The sequence below is a fragment of the Christiangramia aquimixticola genome, from assembly GCF_048285835.1.
Classification (GTDB): Bacteria; Bacteroidota; Bacteroidia; order Flavobacteriales; family Flavobacteriaceae; genus Christiangramia; species Christiangramia aquimixticola.
Genome location: NZ_JBLVTL010000044.1, coordinates 1 through 397, shown reverse-complemented (window position 1 = coordinate 397; position 397 = coordinate 1). Strand labels below are relative to the sequence as shown.

Genomic DNA, 397 nt, shown 5'->3' with positions numbered 1-397 from the left:
AAATCCCGCCCAAAATCAGGATATCGTTAATTGGAGTGCATACACAAACATGAACATCAAGCTTCCTAAGGCTTTTTATTTCGACATGAAATTCAACTACAGCCGGTTTGAAAATGAGAGTTTTGGATTTAGTCAGGAAGTACCCATTCTCAATGCATTTGTCTACAAACTCATCGGTGAAGCTAAAAAATGGGAAATCAGGCTCTCTGCCTATGACATCTTCAAGCAAAATGAAACGATCAGTCAATTTGCAGGACAAAACTTCGTTTCCAATGGAAGAATCGAAACCTTGTCTAGGTATTTCCTCCTCGGCGTGACCTACAATATGAGGGGCGTAGAAGTAAAAAATGACAGATAATCTAACACAACAGCCAAGCTCTACCACAATGAAATTAAA

The 397-nt window shown here is 39.0% G+C and carries 1 protein-coding gene; it reads left to right on the top strand.

The window, feature by feature from the left end; genetic code table 11:
- Nucleotides 1-358 (top strand): outer membrane beta-barrel protein (locus tag ACNKXV_RS13415; protein WP_417908241.1); only part of this gene is annotated, 358 nt, incomplete at its 5' end.
- Nucleotides 359-397 lie beyond the last annotated feature (39 nt).